Source organism: Arthrobacter sp. FW306-2-2C-D06B (genome assembly GCF_021789175.1).
GTDB lineage: Bacteria > Actinomycetota > Actinomycetes > Actinomycetales > Micrococcaceae > Arthrobacter.
The window spans coordinates 650,518-670,337 of sequence record NZ_CP084560.1; the positions used below are offsets into that span (position 1 = coordinate 650,518).

The window sequence follows — 19,820 nt, forward strand, 5'->3', positions numbered from 1 at the left end:
GGTCCCGCGGCGCCCGGCATCATTTGGGGCAAGCCGCGGCATGTCCTATCCCGCGATGAGCTCCTTGACCGGCCCCTCGTGCAGTGCTCGATAAACAATGTCCCGGATCTGGTTGGCTTGGGGATCCGTCATGGTCCGGGTAAGGGGGCGCAGTACCAGACGTATCAGGGCGTTGGCCTGTCCGTCGCGGATGCGGAGCCGCTCCCGTGCTGGCGCGGGAAGTTCTCCATATGAGGTCAGCGCCAGGAGGTCGACGCTTTCCAGGTCTTCGGCTTGCTCACCTAGGGCTGTCCGCACCTGGTCTCCAAGCACTTCGGCGTCCACGTCTGCGGGAACGACGATCGAAATGTCCCTCCGAATGGAGGGCATCTGGGAGACCGGCTTCAATCGGGAGAGGTCCAGCATCTGCTGTTCGATTCTTTTGTCCGTGGACCTGAGCAACGTGATGTCGGGGATGCCTTTGCGGAGCATCAGGGCCCGGTCCATCCCCATCCCCAGAGCCAACCCCGACCACATTGCAGGATCGAGGCCGGCCTCGGAGAACAGATGCGGGGCCATGAGCCCGCATTCCGCGAGTTCAAGCCATTCCCCGTCCATGAGTACATCGACCTGTAAGCCCTCCCTGGTGTAGGGGTGAACCGCCGGGACCGTGCGCCATTGCGCCTCCGGAAGGACCGCTTGCACGAGGGAAGCGGTCATTTCCTTCAGGTCGCCGGAGCCGAGGTGCTCCCGGGAGCTGACGCGCCACAAGTCCACCTGGTGTGGAGTGCCGACGTGGGTGCGGTCGATGGAATCGCGCCGGTAGACAAGGCCGGGGATGGCCCAGAGCTCGTCGATGGATTCATCTGGATCCAGTGCCCGCAGCAGAGATGGGATGGAAGCCGAGGTATGGCTGCGGAGCATCACTGTAGGACTGACATAGCGGGAGTATTTTTGATCCCGTGTGACATCCGATTCGTTGAACCCCAGGCGGTCGTAGTTGTCGGCCACGCTCACCAGCGGGCTATGTCGAACGATCCGTTCAGGCACACCCCATTTAATGCCGAGCGCGTCGATGACTCCTTGCAGGAGTGTCTGCATTGCGTGGGGCCCGCCGTCGGGATTTGAGAGATCCCGGATGGTCAAAGCATCGTTGAGTTCGGAGGGACTGAGATAAGCGGGCATTGCTTGTCCTTATGTTCGGATTTGAGTGGCGGGTTCCACCCCCGACTCAAATCCAGCGCCAGGACCTAGGCGCGCGCCTGAGAGCCCTCGCGACCGGAACCCGGTCGGGGGCAAGTAAATCGGCGCATGGAGAGCATGGGGTGACTATACCCCAGCTGCCGACCCTGATCGTCGGAATCAGCGCATCGCGCAGCTACAAACCGAGGTCTTTGACCGCAGTGACCCAGTTGCGGGCGATCGCCTCCTGGGCAGCTGACAGGGTGACCTTGTGAGCGCAGATGGCCCTGTGCAGAGTGTTCTCCACCGCGTCTTTCGGGTTAGTGGTCCCCGTGGCGCTCGACTTGTTCGGCTCGGGCCACAGATTCGATACGGAGTTGGTGCCGCCGAGCTCCAAGCTGATCAGGTGATCGTATTCCGTGGTCTTCATTGGGACCTGGCCGTATTCGCGCAGGCTCTCGGCCTTCACCTTGTCTGTGTTCGAAGCGGGCGGGCGCACCGTGGCCGTGTAGCCGCTCGTGCAAATGGTTGAATCGATGTTCTCCTGGGTAACCGCTGGATCTGCGGCCCCCGGAGTGCAGGCCGGGTCCGGCAGGTACTCGCCGGTGGCGGCGTCGACCACTTTGGCGGCGCACTGTCCGTCGGCAAGCTGCTCGTCGGCAGCGACCATGCCGGGGGAGTGGATGGACTTCACGGCTGCAGCCGCCGCACCCGAGGCGGCGCCCACTGGAACGGGCGCCACTCCCTGAGGAACTGCCGGCGACGCGGCCTTGGTCATCGCTTCGGCGGCGGAATGGGTTCCCTGCTGGCATCCAGTGAGGGCCAATGCAGTAACGAGGAATGCGGCGGGCAGGGCGAGGTATTTACGGAAATTCATGACCCTCAGGTGTTCGGGAGCTCGGAAGTTTGTCCCCCGGAAAAGGGAACGACGGGCGGAAGCCAGTAGCTCCCGCCCATCTTTTCTATCCCGTTGACTGGACTTCGGAGCGCCCGGCGCGCCGGGCAGCCGGTCGCAGCGAGCCCATTCAAGAATGTCTGCTCGGCCAGATCTGTGAAGTGGCGCCGCCCTGGGAAAGGGGCGCAACCGGTGGCAGGGGGACGGAGTGGGGGAAGATTAGCCCCCCAGCGACGAGTGCAATGCTGAACAGCGTCCATACGGCGGGATGTGGTCAATAGGGCCACATAGGCCGCTGTCCATCAAGGATGAAAGAGGTACCGGGCGATGAGGTAGAACGCAAAATCGGCGACACCGATGATCATGCCAGCGATGGCGAGCCCGCGCCCACGCAACCCGCGCTCTCTGACCCGCCGGAAGCCAAGGCCTGAGATTGCTGTCCCGAGTGGACCCACCATGGCAAAGACGAAAAGCCCGATGCAGCTGATGATGAACCCCGCTATTGCCGCCTTGCTGAACGGAGCGCGTGGCTGGACTGGCGCGTATGGATTAGATATCTGCGGGGCGTCGGACGGCCAACGCTTTTCGGGAGGTGGAGGAACACTGCTCATGAGGTCTGTTCTTTCTCCTGGAATGTAGTCACGTGACCCTACGATGTTGCATGCAAGCATCCGTGCAGGCCGGGAATCCTCCGGTGTGTCGGAGCCTTGAAATCGAACTGCCTACTCTGGTGCCGGACGGGGTAGGCAAGCTCTTCCGCGGCTCCAAGGACGCCCTCCGGCCATTCGGACAGAAATATCCACGGCATGTTCTCCTCGGCGAGAAAGGTCACCGGCGCCCAGGAATAGAAGGGGATGCGGGCGCCCCGGATAGATCTCGCGGACGGCGGATTGCTCGAGCGGCCAAGGGCCGAAGTGGCGCGCCCACCATCGGGATCGGGGGTGGAACTCAAGCCGCGAGACGCTCATGGTGAGTAGGACCCACGGCCCGTGGACCCTGAACCGGCCGGGGATCGAAAGTCCACCTCTGAAACGTATGTCATTCGGTCACCCGGGGTTTCAGTCATCGTCGCGCTCGGGTTCCAACGTAAGGCCCGCGGCGATGCGTCGCCGGTCCTCCTTGTGCGATTTGCGGACGAGCCTGAGTCGAAGCATTCCCTTCACCATCAGCCCTCCCGTCACAAGCATCAGGACTGCCATCAATGCGATAGCCCAATACGAGCTCGGATCGCTGGCTTTGGGTTGGAATACAACGAGCACGACGACTACGAGGAGCAATGTGAAGTTGGCGACCGCCATCCGACCGAACATCGAGTACACGGCTTGCCACGTGTTCCTGCCGTTCGTTGGCCCGTGGGCTCTTCTGGTCACGTCAGCGCCCTTCCAATCCTGCGGGACCGCTCCGATCAAGGATCTTCATATCAGGCCCACTTGCCTAGGAGAGCTTGTATCCAGACAGGACCTCGGACCCGCACGCGCGTCACGGCACCCTCCCTCTCGCGAGTGAAGAGGAGACCCGGGCCCGGACCTCTGTCGCGGCAGGATGGCAGCCCTTACTCTTTGGTCAAGGGCAAGCAACGGAGGGGCGGCATTGGGGAGAACTCTCAAGGAATTGGGGTCGCTCACGCTGCCGCTGCGGGTGGCATGGGTGACGTGCGCCGTCCTCATTCTGCTCACCGTCCTGGGCTCACTTGCACTGCCGCACGATGTGGGGAAAGCGGTCTTTCCGTACGCCTTCGGGTTGATTGGCCTTGCCGCGTTCCTTGAAGGCATGATTCTGGTCACCGACCATCGCGGTTCCTTATCTAGGGTTGCCAAGCTCTCAACGATTGGCATCGGGTCGCTGCTACGCGGTTTTCTTCGGGTGTATGGCGTACTCTCAATGGTCTTCGGCGCCATCTTCGTGGCGGTGTCAGTTTTTGTCCTGGTTTTCGTGCGCCCGTCATGACATCTCGCAGCAAGGAACGCCGTTGATGTATTTAGGCCCCGTTGTTAGAGGGATCCGTGTCTGTGACCGACTCGCGAGCAGTTGCGCCCTTCGGGAGTGCCTAGTGGCAGCTTTGGCGAGGTGATTCGATGGCTCCCGGAGTGCTGTTCGGACTCGTGCTGGTCGGCGCGGGCCTGTTTGGCTGGGCGATCGCACGGCCGCTGGCGCGTCGCGCCGCCAAGATCCGGACGTGGGTTTCGGCCACTGCCGATGTCGCGTGGTGGACACAGCGAGGCACAACGCAGGTCCGCGTCCTGACCGCCTGTTGGATTGTCATCGGATTCTTAGTCGCGATTCTCTCCCTGACGGCCGGCCTGTAGGGTCCACTCCCGGTTTAGGCCGTGTCAGGCGCGCTCAAGAGGGCGTCTCGTTCTTCGATCGGATAGCCGGCTAGTACTGCGCGAAGCCATCCGGATGACGTGCGGATCAGCGGCCAGGGCCTCCATCGCAGATGTAGCCGGACTTCCCCTGGCCGTCGCCAAATCATTTGTGCCAGACCGTCGCGACGACCTCAGGAGCGATCGGAGTACCGGCGGTTATCTGCGAGGCAGAGTCCTACTTCTCCGGAGCTCCCCGGGCTTTGACGTCGAGCAAGTCGTGAGCATTCAGTCGCTCGGTGCTCGCTGGATCACGAGCGCCTCGGGTGCTGCAGCCGCAGCCCATACGCTGGAGTGTCGCGGAGGAACTCGCGGAACGTCGGAACAGCAAAGTCAACATACCCGCGACTTGTCGTCTCAATGACCCCGGCCGCCAGAAGCCGAAGCCGGTACTGGCCTCCGTAGACACTGTTGACGCCCAGCCGCTTAGCAATCGTCGTGGTGCTCGAGGGGCCGTCGTCTTCAGCCATGGCAAGAAGATATGACTGGTCGACGTCGGAAAGCGCCGAGTAGGCAGACTGCAGGACTGTCGCCCCCATCCGCCGTCGGGCTTTCTGTATCCCCGCAGCGAGGGCCGAGTCGGTGACTTCTCCGCCCGCGTTCTTGGCCTGGCTCCACACGTGATAGCCGACCAGCTGTATCAGAAAGGGGTAGCCGCCGGTCGCGTCGGCCAACTGCCGGAGGTGTCCGTCGCTAATGCTCACCCCGCTTTCGGAGAATGTGTTCCGAAAAGCTTCGGTTACCTCGTCTATGGACGTCCGGTGCAGGTCGTACTTTTCGGCCCGGCGAAGGAATGTCGAAACTCCTTCGTTCAGCAGGTCTTCGACGGCCTTGGGCAGGCCGGCGAGGACAAGGCCAATCGGGAGGTTTTCGCGGATCAGATGTTGGACCACCGCCGCGATCTCCGACAGCTGTGTTCTGTCCACTGCGTGAATTTCATCGATGCTGAGCAGCAGCCCGGTTTCTTGCGCGCTCAACTTCTCCAGGAGCTCGGTGATCTGGCGGCGCCAGTGGACCTCGCGGGTGGCAGGGAGTTGCGTGTCCACGCGTAGGATGCCAACCGTCACCCCGGTGACGCGGCGGCCTGCGGGGCCGTCCCCTAGTTCCTCCGCGGCGGCGCGCACTGCACTGCCTATACGGTCCACCAATCCGGCCGTGGCGGTCTCCGAGATAACAATCCAGCCATGCTCAATTGCTTCGTCCTCGATTTCCCCCAGCATGACGGTCTTGCCGATGCCGCGAGGCCCCGTGAAAATGGAGAGAAGCCCCGGCGCCCCCGGCCCGTTTTCGATACTCTCGGCGAAGTCTTGGCGCATATCATCCCGGCCGATAAGAAGCGGTGGCCGGGCACCGGCTGTCGGCTTGAACGGATTTTTCACAGCACATCCTTTACACGCCTATAAATTTTTTAAAGTATTTATATTTCTTATAGTAGCTCGGTCGATCCCGATCAGTCCCAGGCAGGAGACGCCGCGCCGCCTGCTTGGGACTGCGGTGATACCAGCGATGCAAGTCCCGGCCATCGAGTCTCACGGACTCTAGCTTGGTGGGGAACGACCCCGAACTCCGTTTTTGACATCGAGATCGTCTCGATCACGCATCGCCGCGACGCCTGCAGCAAGCGGACTTGCGTTCCGGACAGGATGGAACGTCACCGAACCTTGTCGGCCGATATAAGGGCAGTGAAGGGAGATTGGGGCTTAGGAGGGTTCTCGCCCGCTTGACGCCCGTTTCTCGTGTCCATCTGGACCGGTGGGCATAGGATCGGTAAGAATTGCCGCGCTGCGGCACGACACGGGGGGACAGGTATGGATGAGATCCGAAGCGGCGGACTGATCAAAGGGCCCCCGGCGTTCGCGCTTCTGAGGCTGCGCTACAGGTGCACCACGGCGGCTCTGGCTGTCCTTGGCATCGTGCTTATCCTCAACGTGTCCGGGGTTCCGCAGTCGTGGTTCACCAATTCGGTGGTGGCCGCCGTGGGTGTCGCCATGATTCCTGTGATCGTGCTGATCATCTGGGTTCCGGTCAAAGCGCAAGCGGAGCAGGAGGCCGGTTACACCACCCTGCGGAACGAACTGAAGGATCTGGAGCAGCGCGATCCGTACCTGGGGCGGGTCATCCGGAATCCCGGCGAGGAGCACCTTCAGCGTGCGGATTTCCTCGCAATCATTCAGGCCGCCAAACAAGAAGCCGAAAGTCTTTCAGGAACAGCCCATGCCTCAAGCGCCAGACCTTCGACGGGCGGTACTGAATGATGACGAAGGGCACCCGACAGGGGTGGTGGCGTACCGGAAAAGTGTCGCGCAGGCTGGTCTGCATGGGTATCGGGTTGGGTGCAGTCGGAGCATTGGCGCACCTCGGAAGTTCCGCATGGGGCCACCAGATCAATGCTTCTGCTCTTGTCTGGGGTCTGTACTTCCTGGTCATCGAGGTGATTGTTTTGGGAATCCTTGGGCTGGTTGTTGCCGGCGTTGTGATCAGCGCCAGGTTCCTCGTGACTGAGGAAGCGAGCCGCAAGATCCGTGCAGTCGTTACTGGTGTCTCGGCCCTGATGAGTTCGGGAATTCTCACCTACGCGTTCTGTAGCCTCTTTCCTCCCTTGATGAACCCTGGGGCCATCGCGACGGTCACGGGAGTCCTGGCGGGCAGCGCGTTCGCCATCGTTTCCTACCGGCACACCTCCCAGGCCTGAACTCACGATATGGTGAGCGGCATGGATGCCGTCCCGGGGGAGCCTGCCGACAATGAGCAATACAGAGAAGTCATTGGATTCAACACCTCAAACCACCAAAAACCCCGCATCCCCACTAAACAAGCGGGAATACGGGGTTCTCGTCCGAGCTTCCTATCAGAATCGAACTGATGACCTTTTCATTACGAGTGAAACGCTCTACCGACTGAGCTAAGGAAGCACCGCGTTATCGGCCGGGTACCGGCTGAATCACGCAAGATACAACTGTAATAGAGTCACCTCGTCCGGGTCAAAACAGCCCCGGGCGGAGCTCCTGTGGCGCCGTTGTTGCGGAATTCATCCGCTCGTCGCGCCGGGTTCAGGCCGCCGTCGCGGGCCGGGGGCAAGCTGGGCGGACTAACGTGGCCGCACGATTTCGGTCATCAACCAGCGAAGGGGCGCCATGAGCATGGACAGCAGCAAGAGGATCAACGCGGACGACGCCGGGGCACATCGTGCGCAGCGGCTCCGGCTTGCTGTCTTGGATATGGTGGGCACCACGATTACCGACGATGGTCTTACGGAGCGTGCGATGTCCGTCGCCCTGCAGGAGACCGGCGTCGAGCCTGGTTCGCCCCGTTTCGAAAGCATGCTCGGCTACGCCCGGGACACCATGGGCTTTTCCAAGTTGACCGTTTTCAGCCACCTTTTTGAAGAAGCACAACGGGCCGAGAGCGCCAATAAGGCTTTCGAACGCGCATACGACGATCTGATTGCCGACGGCGGCGTCCGGGCTATTCCAGGCGCCGAGGAAACCATCGACTGGTTGCGGGACTCCGGTGTGAAAGTCTGCCTTGCTACAGGCTTCGGCCGGCACACCCAGAACATGGTGCTTGAGTCGCTGGGCTGGATGGGGAAGGCGGATCTCAGCTTGTGCCCCGCCGACGCCGGCCGCGGGCGCCCTTACCCGGACATGATTCTCACTGCAGTGTTGGCCCTTGACCTGGATGATGTCCGCGAGGTCGTCGTGGTGGGCGACACGAGCTCGGATATGTTGTCCGGCCTTCGCTCCGGCGCCTCCGCCGTGGTGGGCGTGCTCACTGGCTTCCATTCCGAGGCGGCTTTGCGCGCGGCCGGCGCCACCGCCGTCGTGCCCTCGGTCAAGGATCTTCCCGCGCTGCTGGAGCCCCGCGCGGCACGGCTCTAGCGCCTGCCCCTCAACGATCCACCACTTTTGGCCCCGCCTCAGCTACGCGGGAGCCGTCAATCCGCCACTTACGCCGCAGGGTGCCGCCCAAAAGTGGTCAGGTGTTGCGAGCCAAAAGCATGAAGTTGTCCACATAGACAAACCCAGGGCTCCGCAGCAACCCTCCACGCAGGCATCTTGGAGCCATGGATCTCATAGCTGCCCTTCGTGCACGGGGAGGCGTGGCCATGCGCGGGGATCTCCTCAGCGCAGGAGTCGGCGCCTGGCAGCTCAGAACTGCGGCACGTCGGGGCGGAGTGGTGGTTCCGTATCGCGGCGTCGTGGCTTTGGCGGGTGCACCTCCGGAATTCGCTGAAGCCTTTCGGCACGGAGGTGTCCTCACATGCGTCTCGGCTGCCCCACACTATGGACTTTGGCAACTGCATCCCGCCAGCGAGCTCCATTTGGTCTGCGGCAACGGGCTACCCCGCGATGGCGTCGTGCTGCACCGGAGCGCATCGTTGCCGGCTTTGCCGGGCCGGCCGGTGGCAGCTCTTGCCGATGTGCTGGTGCATGCCTTGCGATGCCGGCCTCCAGCTGAAGCGCTGGTCATGGTGCAGTGTGCCGTTTCGCGTGCCGACATAACCACCGAGTTCCTACGCGGAAAGCTGCCCGGCAACCGCAACGGCCGGGCGAGGGACGTCCTGGATCTCGTGCGCCAGAGAGCCGATTCCCTGCTTGAACCACTGGCGGCCATGCACTTCCAGCAGGCTGGAATAGCTTTTGTGCAGCATGTGGAACTGCTCGGCGTGGGGGAGGTTGATTTCGTCGTCGAGCGCATTTTGATCGTTGAGCTGGACGGCAAGACGCACTTCGAACCCCGGGCCATCAAGAGGGATCGACGCCGGGATAACACCTCTGTTGCCGGCGGCTTCACTGTGTTGAGGTACTTCTACGAGGACGTTGTTCACCACCCCGAGGCTATGGTCGCGGAAGTGCAGGCCGCCATCCGGGCCCACCATTCAGGGCCGCGCCTCAACAAATGACCATCTTTGCGGGCGCCTGGCATCAAACATCCCCGTCTCGCCGCCCACAATCGGCTCAACCCAGCTCTAAAAACGGTCAGAAGTGGCGGTCCCGCCAAAAACCGGACTACCTAAGTCAGCACGTAGTCCCGTCCGAAGGTGCCTTTCCATCCACGAAGTAGTTGTCCACGGCGTCGGACACGCACTGGTTGGAGCGGCCGTAGGCGGTATGGCCTTCACCCTTCCACGTCACGAGGGAAGCGTTGCCGAGTTGTTTCCGCAGAGAACCAGCCCAGGCGACAGGCGTCGCGGGGTCCCCGGTGGTGCCTACGACCACAATCGGCGCACTGCCGGTGTACTTCACGGGAGCAGGCGTGTGCACCGGCTTATAGGGCCAGTCCTTGCAGTTGATGCCGGTGTAGGAGAAGTAATAGCCGAAGGTGGGGGAGAGCTGCTTCAATCGGGCTTCTTCGGAACGCATCCCGGCCGTATCCGTGACCATGGGGTAGTCAAGGCAGTTGATGGCGTTGAACGCGAACGAGGTGTTCGACGTGTAGGTGCCGTTCGGGTCCCGGTCCGCGCCGAAGTCGGCAATCCGGAGCATGAGGGACACGTCGCCCTTGAACGCCGCCACCAGAGCCTGGGTCAGCACAGGCCACGATTCGTTGTCGTAGAGCGGGGTGAAAATACCGCTGACGAACGTAGCCCCGGTGACAAGCCGTCCGTCTTTGGCGCGTTTGGGATTCTGCTCGACGTCGGCGATGAGGTTCTGGATCTGCTGCACGCCACTGTCGACGCTGCCGGTCATGGGGCATCCGGATTTTGCCTGGCAATCCGCCACATACGTGCGGAGTTCTTTTTCGAACGCCTCTGCCTGTCCCGCGGTGAGGTCCTCGTTATTGAGGGACGGGTCCACTGCGCCATCCAAAACGAGCTTGCCTACGTTGTTCGGGAACAAGGACGCATAAGTGGCGCCGAGGGAGGTTCCGTAGGAAAAGCCCAGATAGTTGAGTTTTGCGTCGTTCAGCACTGCGCGGAGGATGTCCATGTCCTTGGCGGAGCTGGCGGTATCGATGTGCGGCAGGGCGGGCCCGGACTTTCCCACGCACTGGGCATTCATGGCCTTGGTGTCGGCCAGCGCCGCGGCGACGCCCTGGTCAGTGTCGTAGTTGTAGACCTTCTCGCGGGAAGCATCCCGCTCGGCATCGCTGAGGCACGTCACCGGTGCCGACCGCTTGACGCCGCGGGGATCGAAACCCACCAGGTCGAAGCTGGACCGCAGCTTGCTGGTGAAGTGTGTTTTCGCCGCGTCCCTGACGAAGTCATAGCCTGAAGCTCCGGGGCCACCAGGATTCACCAGTAGTGAACCCTTCTTTGTGCCCTGGCTCTGGAGCCGGATTGCAGCGATGGAGATGCTGTCACCATCGGGTTTTGCGTAGTCCACCGGCACTTTGATGTTGGCGCACTGGAATCCCTGCTCACAGGATGTCCAGTTCACTTTTTGGGAGTAGAAGCTTTCCAGTCCTGCCGGCGCCGCGGCTGCGATGGACGGGTCCGGGGTGCTGACGTTACCGGACCCGTTGCCGGCGCCATCGTTGGGCACCGGTACCGAGAACACGCAGCCGCTCAGCAGCAGGCTCGCGGTGACCGTGGCAGCGACTGCCGCTGCCGCCCGCCGCAGTGAGGGGAACCGTGTCCTGGAACTGGACCCGGCGGGCCGGCGTCGTGCGGGGGTCATGCGTTTCTCCTCAGGCTGGGGAAGCGTGCTGTATTTCTAAACTATCCGGCTATTGCTGAATCAGGCTGCTCGCCATGGACTCGACGGCCAACAGCGGTGCCACGTTGGTCGTGGTGATCCGCACCCGCGCCTTGTTGATGGCATCCATGCGCGCCAAGGTGATCTCTGGCGTGGAGCCGGCCGCGTAGGCCTCCAGTTCACTCCTGAGTTCAACGTTGACCAACTCGACGGCGTTCCCCAGCTGAATGACCAGGACGTCCCGGTAGAAGGACAGCAAATCGGTCAGCGTGCGGTCCAGGGAATCGGTGATGGATCGCTTGGCACGGCGCTTCTGGTCGTCCTCGAGCTGTCTGACCTGGCCGCGCATCGACGGCGGCATGGTGCCCGACTCCGGAGCGCCCAGGCTCGCGAGCAGGGCGACCTTCTCGGCGGCATCGCGTTCGTCGTTGGAGCTGTTGGCCTCATCGGTTGCGATCTTGACCAGCTTTTCGGCCATCATCACGGCAGCAGTGACGCCCCGCAGGCCCAGCGGGAAACGGACAGTCTCCATCCGGCGTTCCCTGGCTTCCGGATCGCGGGCCAGCCGACGCGCAATTCCGATGTGGCTTTGGGCCGCGCGGGCGGCCCTGTCCGCAATGGCGGGGTCGATGCCGTCGCGCTTCACCAGCAGGGCGGCGACGTCAGCGGCCGGCGGAATCCGGAGGCTCACCGGGCGGCAACGCGAGCGGATGGTGACCAGCACATCCGCGGGCGACGGCGCGCACAGCATCCAGATGGTGCGGGGCGTCGGTTCTTCAATGGCCTTGAGGAGCACGTTGGTGGTGCGTTCGGCCATGCGATCCGCGTCCTCCACCACGATGATGCGCCAACGTCCGGTCGCCGGCCGGTCGCCGGCCTTGGACACCAATTGGCGGGCTTCGTCGATGGTGATGGTGACCTTCTCCGTGCGGACAAAGGTCACGTCGGAATGGGTCTCGCCCAGGATGGTCCGGCACGATGCGCATTCGCCGCAGCCGCGAAGTGCGACGTCGTCCTGTTCGCAGTTCAATGCCGCGGCGAATGCCTTGGCCGCGTTGGAACGACCTGAACCCGGAGGACCGGTGAACAACCATGCGTGCGTGAGGCCTTCGCCTTGGGCGGCGGCGCGCAATTGTGCGACGACGGGGGCCTGGCCCTGGAGCTCATCCCAGACGCTCATGTGCGGCCCCCGAGCAAGTCCTGCACACGCCGGAGGATCTGCGCGGCGAGGTTTTCGACGGCGTCCTTGGCGGGCAACACGAGGTACGTCTCCGGGCGGGCCTCGGCCAACTCCAGGAACGCCGCACGGATGCGGGCATGAAAATCGTCCGGTTCCGACTCGAGCCGGTCCTCGGCAGCGTCTCCGGCAGTTCTGCGGTCCCGCCCATCGCCCGGGTGGACGTCCAGGAGCACTGTCAGGTCCGGCTCGAGGCCTTCGGTGGCCCATTCGTTGAGCCGCCTGACGTCCACGGTCCCGAGGTCCCTGCCGGCACCCTGGTAAGCGACGGAGGAATCGATATAGCGGTCCGTGATCACCACAGAACCCTGCGCCAAGGCCGGGCGGATGACCTGGCTTGCGTGGGCGGCCCGGGATGCGGCGAACATCAGGGCTTCGGTCCGGGGGTCGATAGTGCCGTGGCCGTGGTCCAGCACCAAGGAACGCAGCTTCTCGCCGATCGGCGTGCCCCCGGGCTCGCGGGTGCGCAGCACCGAAAAGCCGAGGGACTCAAGCGACTCAGCCAGGCGGGCGGCCTGCGTGGACTTGCCGGCTCCATCCCCGCCCTCGAAGGCGATGAAGAGTCCTGGACGCTGGTCGGGTGTGGGGCCCTGGTCCTGCTTGAGGCGCTGCGTAGTCACGGATCTAAGCGTACAGAGGAACTCCGACACTGCCCGACGACGGCGCTCGCCCACCTGCGCGGGACCGAACCTGCCGCGCGGCGAGACGTAGCCGTAACACCTTTCCAGCCCCCGCTCCCCGCGCCGTAGGCTGGGGCAATGAGTCTTTCCCGAGAACATACCGCAGATCTGTCCCCTGACACTGTGGTGGTGGCGGCAGGCCGTCCCGAACGAAGCCATGACCAGCCCGTCAACCCGCCCATCGTTCTGTCCTCCACGTATTTCGGCACAGGGGCATTGAGCGACGGCGACCGCGGCTACGGACGCTATGCGAACCCCACGTGGGATCCGTTCGAGGAAGCACTGGCCCAGCTGGAAGGAGCCGAGCTGCCCGGTTTGCTCTATGCCTCGGGCTTGGCCGCAGTGAGTTCCGCGTTGTCGCTCGTGCCTGCCGGCGGTGTCCTGGTCATGCCCACGCACAGCTACGCAGGATCGCTCGTCATGGCCACCGAACTCGCGGCCAAGGGCATCCTTGAACTGCGGACCGTTGATATCGCGGACACCGACGCTGTCAAGGCGCAGCTCGCCCCCGCCGATGGAATACCCGCCAGCATGCTGTGGATTGAAAGCCCCACCAACCCCATGCTCGGCATCGCCGACGTACGGGCACTGGCCGCCGCCGCCCATGAAGCCGGCGCCATCGTGGTCACCGACAACACCTTCTCCACGCCGCTCGTTCAGCAGCCCCTCAGCCTGGGCTCCGACGTCGTGCTCCATTCGGTGACCAAATACCTGGCTGGACACTCCGACGTCGTACTCGGCGCCTTGGTGACCTCGAATGCGGAACTGCGCGCCGAACTCCTTCACCACCGGATCATCCACGGCGGCATCGCGGGCCCCTTCGAGGCGTGGCTCGCGCTCCGTGGCCTGCGCACGCTGGCACTCCGGATCGAGCGTTCGCAAGCATCTGCCGCCACGTTGGCCGAGCGGCTGAGTACCCACCCGCGCGTCGAGTCCATCCGCTTCCCGGGTCTGCCGGATGATCCCGGCCATGAACGGGCCAAGTCCCAGATGAAGGGCTTCGGCTCCATCCTGTGCATCCAGCTGGCCGGAGACGGAACCCGCAGCGGTGCCGACGCAGCAGATGAACTGGTTCGCGCATTGCGGTTGTGGATCCCCGCGACGTCGCTGGGCGGGGTCGAATCCCTCATCGAACGCCGACGCCGGCACACCGCCGAACCGCTCAGCGTGCCGGACAACCTGATCAGGATGAGCGTCGGGATCGAGAACGTCGAAGACCTCTGGGCGGATTTGGAGCAAGCGCTCAAGTCGCTTGACCGCTAGGCTTGTGGGCGTGGACGGAAAAATTTTGATTTCAAACATCCAGAATGGGATTTGGTTCATTCTGGGACTGGTTGCCTTCGCTTTGGAGCTGTGGGCGCTGGTCGATTGCCTGCGCCACAAACCCTCGTCGTTTGAAGCGGCATCCAAGCGCACCAAGACCTTCTGGCTGGCCCTGACCGGCGTCGCTGCAGTGATTGGCGGCCTTTCCCTCCTCGGTGGCGGCAGTGGCTTCGGCATCTTTGGCATCGCAGCCGTCACGGCAGCGTGTGTCTATTTGGCGGACGTCCGTCCCGCAGTGAAGGAAATCGGGAACAGCGGCCGGAACCAGGGGCCGTACGGTCCCTGGTGACGGTGAGCTAAGCCGGGGCCACCGCCGACCAGTCGACGGTAAGTTCCCCCAAGCGCCAGCGCGACGTTCCGTCCTGAAGGGGCCAACCGGCGTCGCGCATTGACTGGCACATAGCGGTCCACCGTTGCTTGCTGCCAAAAGACGCGAGCGGTGCGGCTTCCAACCAGGCCTGGTCCAGCGCATTCAGGAAACCATGAATGCGTTCGCCCGGGATATTTCGGTGGATGAGTGCCTTCGGCAGGCGTTCGGCCACGTCGGAGGGAAGTTCGAAACCGCCGAAGCGCATAGACAGGCTCAGGCTCAAGGGCCCGTCCGGATCCAACGCAACCCACGTCACCCTGCGGCCGATTTCGTCACACGTGCCGTCGATGAACAATCCCTGCGGAGCCAGCCGCGACTGCACCAGCGCCCAGATCCCGGCCACATCCGACTCCTCATATTGCCGCAGCACGTTGAAGGCCCGCACCAGCACGGGATTGCCTGGAACAGGAACCTCGAAACCGCCCACGTGGAAGCTGAGCCCGGGCTTTTCCAGGGATTTCGCGACCCGGACGCGCTCGGGTTCGATCTCGATCCCGCACACTCGGACGTCGGGGCGGACTGCCTGCAGCCTTTCGAAGAGTTCGACGGCGGTGGCCGGGGAAGCGCCGTAGCCCAGGTCCACTACCAAGGGGTCGACGGCCGAGCGCAGCCGCCAAGCCTGTGGGCCCGCCAGCCAGCGGTCCAGACGACGCATGCGGTTGGGATTGGTGGTGCCCCTGGTGACGTTGCCGACGGGTTTGCCGCGCCTTCCCTGCACCCGCTCCGCCTTTTGCACCACCATCCCACTTTATCCTCCAACGCGGGGTCACTTACGGCCCATCCGGCGCCCAAACACCGGCGCTAAGTGACCCCGCGTTGGAGCGTAACGCCCGGCAACAGCAGGGAATGATCGCTTAGGATGAAAACCATGACTTACAAGCTGATTCTGCTGCGCCACGGCCACAGCGACTGGAACGCCAAGAACCTGTTCACCGGCTGGGTGGACGTCGACCTGAACGACCAAGGCCGCGAGGAAGCAGCGCGCGGCGGAGAGCTCCTGGTCGAGAACAACGTTCTCCCGGATATCCTGTACACGTCCTTGCTCAAGCGGGCCATCAACACCGCGAACATTTCCCTCGACAAGGCCGACCGCGGCTGGATCCCGGTCAAGCGCGACTGGCGCCTCAACGAGCGTCACTACGGCGCGCTGCAGGGCAAGGACAAAGCCCAGACCCTGGCCGAATTCGGCGAAGCGCAGTTCATGGAATGGCGCCGCAGCTACGACACCCCGCCGCCCGCCCTTTCCGATGACAGCGAGTTCTCCCAGGTCAACGACGTGCGCTACGCGGGCCTCGGCGACGCCCTGCCGCGCACCGAGTGCCTCAAGGACGTCCTCGTGCGTCTCCTGCCGTACTGGGAATCCGACATCAAGGAAGACCTCAAGGCTGGCAAGACAGTCCTGGTCACGGCCCACGGCAACTCCCTGCGCGCCCTCGTGAAGCACCTCGACGGCATCAGCGACGAAGACATCACCGGTCTGAACATCCCCACAGGCATCCCGTTGGTCTACGACCTGGACGAGAACTTCCAGCCGATCAACCCCGGCGGAACCTACCTCGATCCCGAGGCCGCGGCAGAGTCCATCAAGGCTGTAGCCGCCCAGGGCAAGAAATAGGTCTTTGAGGGAACGACGGCGGCCGGCCCACCTCGCAAGGTGGGCCGGCCGCCGTCGTTGTTTGTAAAGACTGGCTAGAAGCCTTCCGGCTGCCATTCACCGGTGACCAGATAGGTCACCTTGCGGGCAACCGAGACGCCGTGGTCGGCGAAGCGCTCGAAGTAGCGGCTGGCGAGGGCCACATCCACGGTGGTGGCGGCGGTCTCGGCCCACGCGGGATCGGCGATCGCCCTGAAGACGCTCAGGTGCAGATCGTCAACCCGGATGTTGAGCTTGAGGATGTCCCGGGCAACTTCCAGGTCGCGGGACTCCAGAAGCAGGGTGACCTTCTGGACGATTTCGAGGTCGAGGCGGGCCATGTCCTTGAACGTTGCCGTCAGCTGCTCGGGGATGACCGTGGCCGGGTAGCGCAAACGGGCCAGCTGGGCCACGTGCCGGGCGAGGTCACCCATGCGTTCCAGGGACGCGCTCATCCGCAGGGAACCGACAATCATCCGGAGATCGCTTGCCACGGGACCCTGGAGCGCGAGGATATCGATGGCCCGTTCGTCGAGGCCGTTCTGCAGGAAATCGATCCGGGCATCGGCGGCAATGACATCCTGGGCAAGATCTACGTCGGCACCTTCGAATGCGGTGGTCGCGTTCTGGATCGCCTCAGTGACCAGTTTTGAGATCTCGATGAGGTCCTCACCGACCTGGATGAGCTCCTCCTGAAAAACCTTGCGCACGGTGGCGTCCTCTCCTTGGAAATCTCCTCCGCACCCTTCTGGCGGCGCGAAAATTATCACAGCTAACTACGGTCCAACTAGCAAGGGTGGCAGTGGTCAATGAACGATTGCGCACCTTTAGGTGAACGTTAGCTGAATCGGGGCGGTTTGGTGACCGTTCCATATTTTGCAGTGTTTTGAGCGCATAAGCTAGATCCGTGGATCCAGTGCTCATCGGTGTCATCGCAGGTCTAGTCGGCCTGTCGTGCGGCGTCTTTGGCGTGCTCGCGTTCAGGCTCAGCGAACGGCAGCGGAAGATCGTTGACCTAGACGTGACCGAGCCGCTGCTTCCGGAGGGAGCCGCGGAGGTGCTGTCCGTCGTCGGGCGCGCTTTCGTCGTGGTGGACGCGATCGACGGCGTGGTCCGGGCCAGTCCCGCGGCCTACGCATATGGCCTCGTGAGGGGCCACACCGTGGTGCACAAGCAGTTGCTGGACATGACCGCAAAGGTGCGGCGCGACGGCGTGATCCTGGAGAAGACTTTCGAGCTGCCCCGCGGTCCGTTGGGCAAGGGAACCATTGTGGTGCAGGTGCGGGCAGCCATGCTCGGATGGGAATATATCGTCCTGCTGGCCGATGACCGCACCGAAATTACCCGCACCGAAGAAATCCGGAACGACTTCGTGGCGAACGTCTCTCACGAACTCAAGACGCCGGTGGGCGCCATCTCCCTGCTGGCCGAAGCGCTCGAGGCAAGCCCCGACGACGAAGAAGCGGTGCGCCGCTTCGCGAAGCGCATGCACAAGGAATCGACACGGCTCGCCGCGCTGGTGCAGGACATCATCGAGCTGTCCCGGCTTCAGGGGGCCAATGTGGCACAGCAAGGGCACGCCGTGGATATCAATACGGTGATCGCCGAGGCCGTGGACCGGTCGCAGCTCCCGGCCGAGCTCAAGAACATCAAGATCGTGGTCGGCGGACGCTCGGAAACAATGGTTTTCGGCGACCAGGACCTGTTGGTGACCGCCCTGCGGAACCTGATCGACAACGCCATTCGTTATTCGCCGGAGAACACCCGTGTGGGAGTGGGGGTCCGCGCCAAAGAGGGCGTGGTTGCCATTTCCGTCACAGACCAAGGTGAGGGTCTCAGCCCTGAGGACCAGGAACGCATCTTCGAACGCTTCTACCGCGTGGATGCGGCGAGGTCCCGGCAGACCGGGGGAACGGGTTTGGGCCTGAGTATCGTCAAACACGTGGTGTCCAACCATGGCGGCGAGGTCACCGTCTGGTCCCAGCCCGGCCAAGGTTCTACTTTCACCATCCGCCTTCCGGAAATGGAAGGCCAGGAGGACGACGACGCCGGGGCGAAGCCCCGAAGCGTGATTCAATCGACGGGCGCTGTGCGCGCCCTAGAGCAAGGAGCTGGCGCTTGAGCAGGATTCTGATCGTGGAGGACGAAGAGTCGTTCAGCGACCCTCTGTCCTACCTATTGGGCAAGGAAGGCTTCGATGTCCAGGTTGTGGACAACGGCAGCGACGCCTTGGTGGAGTTCGACCGCAACGGGGCCGACCTCGTGCTCCTGGACCTGCAGCTTCCGGGGACTCCCGGCACTGAGGTTTGCCGGCAACTGCGCCAACGTTCCAGCGTCCCCGTCATCATGTTGACGGCCAAGGACTCGGAAATCGACAAGGTAGTAGGACTGGAGCTTGGCGCGGACGATTACGTCACCAAGCCGTACTCCTCCAGGGAACTCGTCGCGCGCGTCCGTGCCGTGCTGCGCCGGCAGGGCGAGCCGGAGGAGCTCATCACATCCACCGTGCAGGCCGGCCCGGTAAGGATGGACATCGAGCGGCATGTGGTGAGCGTCAACGGCGAACAGGTATCGCTTCCACTGAAGGAGTTCGAACTCCTCGAGATGCTCCTTCGCAATTCGGGCCGTGTGCTCACCCGCGGGCAGTTGATCGACCGCGTCTGGGGTTCCGACTACGTGGGCGATACCAAGACCCTGGATGTCCACGTGAAGCGCTTGCGCAGCAAGATCGAGCCGGACCCGTCGGTTCCCCGCTACCTCGTGACGGTTCGGGGCCTGGGCTACAAGTTCGAGCCGTAAGAAGCTACAGCAAAAGGAAGGGCTCCCATCGGGAGCCCTTCCTTTTTGCCTTCGAGGAGCCGGCTTGTTTGCCGACAGGGGCGGCGCAGGCCGCCGGCCGCCTAGTGGCCGGTGGCGCTTGCGCTCGGCGTCGGGGTCGTGCTGCTTCCCGGCGTCGCGCTGCTTCCCGGCGTCGCGGAACCGCTGACCGAGGGGCTCGGAGAAGCGGAAACTGTGGGGAGGTACTTCGAGTATTCCTTCAAGGAAGCGTCCAGGACCGGGAACTGCACGGCACGGGAATCGGAGCCGGTCTTGATAGTCACGGAAACCATGGAACCCGGGGCTCCGCCGCTCGTGCTCAGAACCGCGGCGTCCGTGGTCTCGTTGAGGTAGGTCTGCGACTTGGCCTTGACCGGAATAGTCGTCTGTGACCCGCCGGCGCCACTGATGGTCAGGGTTGCATCGCTCGAGGAAGTGTTGAACACGGCACCAATGACGCGTCCCGGCTTGTTGGCATCCGTGGAGACGATGAGCATGTTGCGCAGCTGAAGCGAACCGAGGTCTTCCCTGACGCCGTCAGACGGAGAGTACTGCTCGTTGGTCTGCTGGGGGTTGATATAGCCACAGCCGGTCACGGACAAGAGACCGATGCTGATGGCGGCCGCCGCCATCGCCAGTTTGCCGCGCTGGACACGGTTCATCGCAGTAATGCGCACGACACGTACTCCTCTAAGAGTCATTG

22 protein-coding genes and 1 tRNA gene are annotated in these 19,820 nt (G+C 63.3%); 11 read left to right on the forward strand and 12 right to left on the reverse strand.

Annotated elements, in window-relative coordinates:
• Nucleotides 1-45: 45 nt before the first annotated feature.
• The 4 genes from srmL to LFT47_RS03265 all read right to left on the reverse strand — a co-directional run bounded on the left by srmL (nt 46) and on the right by LFT47_RS03265 (nt 3,426).
• A complete protein-coding gene (srmL, locus tag LFT47_RS03250; RefSeq protein ID WP_236815168.1) occupies nt 46-1,164 on the reverse strand; it encodes a PheS-related mystery ligase SrmL in 1,119 nt (372 codons plus the stop codon).
• A gap of 193 nt (nt 1,165-1,357) precedes the next feature.
• Nucleotides 1,358-2,038 (reverse strand): hypothetical protein, encoded by a 681-nt coding sequence (locus LFT47_RS03255; RefSeq protein ID WP_236815170.1) that lies wholly within the window; start codon nt 2,036-2,038, stop codon nt 1,358-1,360.
• A gap of 320 nt (nt 2,039-2,358) precedes the next feature.
• On the reverse strand, nt 2,359-2,667 hold the full coding sequence (locus tag LFT47_RS03260; protein WP_236815172.1) for a DUF4190 domain-containing protein: 309 nt from the start codon (nt 2,665-2,667) through the stop codon (nt 2,359-2,361).
• Nucleotides 2,668-3,114: 447 nt separating this feature from the next.
• Nucleotides 3,115-3,426, reverse strand: a complete 312-nt coding sequence (locus LFT47_RS03265) for a hypothetical protein (RefSeq protein WP_236815174.1) — start codon at nt 3,424-3,426, stop codon at nt 3,115-3,117.
• A gap of 220 nt (nt 3,427-3,646) precedes the next feature.
• On the opposite strand from LFT47_RS03265, the gene LFT47_RS03270 reads away from it, so the two are divergent.
• Nucleotides 3,647-4,003 (forward strand): hypothetical protein, encoded by a 357-nt coding sequence (locus tag LFT47_RS03270; RefSeq protein ID WP_236815176.1) that lies wholly within the window; start codon nt 3,647-3,649, stop codon nt 4,001-4,003.
• Nucleotides 4,004-4,131: 128 nt separating this feature from the next.
• Nucleotides 4,132-4,362, forward strand: a complete 231-nt coding sequence (locus tag LFT47_RS03275; protein WP_236815179.1) for a hypothetical protein — start codon at nt 4,132-4,134, stop codon at nt 4,360-4,362.
• Between the two features lie 308 nt (nt 4,363-4,670).
• Here LFT47_RS03275 and LFT47_RS03280 read toward each other — a convergent pair whose 3' ends face one another.
• Nucleotides 4,671-5,798, reverse strand: a complete 1,128-nt coding sequence (locus LFT47_RS03280; RefSeq protein WP_236815181.1) for an ATP-binding protein — start codon at nt 5,796-5,798, stop codon at nt 4,671-4,673.
• Nucleotides 5,799-6,227: 429 nt separating this feature from the next.
• On the opposite strand from LFT47_RS03280, the gene LFT47_RS03285 reads away from it, so the two are divergent.
• Both LFT47_RS03285 and LFT47_RS03290 read left to right on the forward strand, forming a co-directional pair.
• Complete coding sequence (locus LFT47_RS03285; protein ID WP_236815183.1) at nt 6,228-6,674, forward strand: hypothetical protein; 447 nt, start codon at nt 6,228-6,230, stop codon at nt 6,672-6,674.
• Between the two features lie 62 nt (nt 6,675-6,736).
• Nucleotides 6,737-7,111 (forward strand): hypothetical protein, encoded by a 375-nt coding sequence (locus LFT47_RS03290; protein ID WP_236815185.1) that lies wholly within the window; start codon nt 6,737-6,739, stop codon nt 7,109-7,111.
• 147 nt (nt 7,112-7,258) lie between these two features.
• Here LFT47_RS03290 and LFT47_RS03295 read toward each other — a convergent pair.
• Nucleotides 7,259-7,331: transfer RNA gene (locus LFT47_RS03295), tRNA-Thr, on the reverse strand.
• 222 nt (nt 7,332-7,553) lie between these two features.
• Here LFT47_RS03295 and LFT47_RS03300 point away from each other — a divergent pair.
• Together LFT47_RS03300 and LFT47_RS03305 are read left to right on the forward strand one after the other, a co-directional pair.
• Nucleotides 7,554-8,297, forward strand: coding sequence for a phosphonatase-like hydrolase (locus LFT47_RS03300; RefSeq protein WP_236815187.1), 744 nt, complete (start codon nt 7,554-7,556; stop codon nt 8,295-8,297).
• Between the two features lie 185 nt (nt 8,298-8,482).
• Nucleotides 8,483-9,322 (forward strand): endonuclease domain-containing protein, encoded by an 840-nt coding sequence (locus LFT47_RS03305; protein ID WP_236815189.1) that lies wholly within the window; start codon nt 8,483-8,485, stop codon nt 9,320-9,322.
• Between the two features lie 115 nt (nt 9,323-9,437).
• Here LFT47_RS03305 and LFT47_RS03310 read toward each other — a convergent pair whose 3' ends face one another.
• The 3 genes from LFT47_RS03310 to tmk are packed head-to-tail and all read right to left on the reverse strand — an operon-like array spanning nt 9,438 to nt 12,914.
• A complete protein-coding gene (locus tag LFT47_RS03310; RefSeq protein WP_236815191.1) occupies nt 9,438-11,039 on the reverse strand; it encodes an alpha/beta hydrolase in 1,602 nt (533 codons plus the stop codon).
• 49 nt (nt 11,040-11,088) lie between these two features.
• Nucleotides 11,089-12,237, reverse strand: coding sequence for a DNA polymerase III subunit delta' (locus LFT47_RS03315; RefSeq protein WP_236815193.1), 1,149 nt, complete (start codon nt 12,235-12,237; stop codon nt 11,089-11,091).
• Nucleotides 12,234-12,914: a dTMP kinase gene (tmk, locus tag LFT47_RS03320; protein ID WP_236815195.1), complete on the reverse strand. Its 681-nt coding sequence runs from the start codon at nt 12,912-12,914 to the stop codon at nt 12,234-12,236. Before tmk ends, LFT47_RS03315 begins: the two co-directional genes overlap by 4 nt.
• A 138-nt stretch (nt 12,915-13,052) precedes the next feature.
• Between tmk and LFT47_RS03325 the strand changes: the two genes are divergently transcribed.
• Both LFT47_RS03325 and LFT47_RS03330 read left to right on the forward strand, forming a co-directional pair.
• Entirely contained in the window at nt 13,053-14,237 is a 1,185-nt protein-coding gene (locus tag LFT47_RS03325) for a trans-sulfuration enzyme family protein (protein ID WP_236815197.1), read from the forward strand.
• A gap of 10 nt (nt 14,238-14,247) precedes the next feature.
• Complete coding sequence (locus LFT47_RS03330; protein ID WP_236815205.1) at nt 14,248-14,586, forward strand: DUF2516 family protein; 339 nt, start codon at nt 14,248-14,250, stop codon at nt 14,584-14,586.
• A 7-nt stretch (nt 14,587-14,593) separates the two neighbouring features.
• On the opposite strand, the gene LFT47_RS03335 is transcribed toward LFT47_RS03330, so the two are convergent.
• Nucleotides 14,594-15,409: a class I SAM-dependent methyltransferase gene (locus LFT47_RS03335; RefSeq protein ID WP_236815207.1), complete on the reverse strand. Its 816-nt coding sequence runs from the start codon at nt 15,407-15,409 to the stop codon at nt 14,594-14,596.
• 126 nt (nt 15,410-15,535) lie between these two features.
• On the opposite strand from LFT47_RS03335, the gene LFT47_RS03340 reads away from it, so the two are divergent.
• Entirely contained in the window at nt 15,536-16,282 is a 747-nt protein-coding gene (locus LFT47_RS03340; RefSeq protein ID WP_236815209.1) for a phosphoglyceromutase, read from the forward strand.
• Nucleotides 16,283-16,356: 74 nt separating this feature from the next.
• Here the strand turns inward: LFT47_RS03340 and phoU are convergent, their stop codons facing one another.
• Nucleotides 16,357-17,010 (reverse strand): phosphate signaling complex protein PhoU, encoded by a 654-nt coding sequence (phoU, locus tag LFT47_RS03345; RefSeq protein ID WP_078106623.1) that lies wholly within the window; start codon nt 17,008-17,010, stop codon nt 16,357-16,359.
• Nucleotides 17,011-17,216: 206 nt separating this feature from the next.
• Here phoU and LFT47_RS03350 point away from each other — a divergent pair, with 206 nt between their 5' ends.
• A complete protein-coding gene (locus LFT47_RS03350) occupies nt 17,217-18,422 on the forward strand; it encodes a sensor histidine kinase (RefSeq protein ID WP_236818303.1) in 1,206 nt (401 codons plus the stop codon).
• The gene (locus LFT47_RS03355; RefSeq protein ID WP_059388662.1) at nt 18,419-19,099 is read left to right on the forward strand and encodes a response regulator transcription factor; all 681 of its coding nucleotides are present in this window, start codon (nt 18,419-18,421) and stop codon (nt 19,097-19,099) included. Before LFT47_RS03350 ends, LFT47_RS03355 begins: the two co-directional genes overlap by 4 nt.
• Nucleotides 19,100-19,200: 101 nt before the next feature.
• Here the strand turns inward: LFT47_RS03355 and LFT47_RS03360 are convergent, their stop codons facing one another.
• On the reverse strand, nt 19,201-19,779 hold the full coding sequence (locus tag LFT47_RS03360; RefSeq protein WP_236818304.1) for a hypothetical protein: 579 nt from the start codon (nt 19,777-19,779) through the stop codon (nt 19,201-19,203).
• Nucleotides 19,780-19,820 lie beyond the last annotated feature (41 nt).